This is a genomic window from Halomonas sp. ND22Bw (genome assembly GCF_003011945.1).
Classification (GTDB): domain Bacteria; phylum Pseudomonadota; class Gammaproteobacteria; order Pseudomonadales; family Halomonadaceae; genus Halomonas; species Halomonas halophila.
In genome coordinates, this window is sequence record NZ_PXWD01001508.1 from 1 (window position 1) to 246 (window position 246).

A 246-nucleotide genomic window follows, 5' to 3' on the forward strand; every position below is an offset into this window, starting at 1 on the left:
CTGCTCGACAACACCCCCTGGCAGCGCCAGCTGCAGCACGCCCTGGGACTGCCCGAGCCCCGCTACCTGCACCTGCCGCTGATCCTCGGCGACGACGGCCAGAAGCTGTCCAAGCAGAACCTCGCCCCGGCGCTGCCGGAGACCGAGGCCGAGGCCCGGCCGCTGCTGCATCGCGCCCTGGTCCTGCTCGACCAGGCGCCCCCCGCCGGGCTGGCCGCGGCGCCGGTGGCCGAGCAGCTCGCCTGG

The 246-nt window shown here is 76.0% G+C and carries 1 pseudogene; it reads left to right on the forward strand.

The window, feature by feature from the left end:
* Positions 1-246: pseudogene (locus CVH10_RS23255) on the forward strand (tRNA glutamyl-Q(34) synthetase GluQRS); the annotation flags it as partial.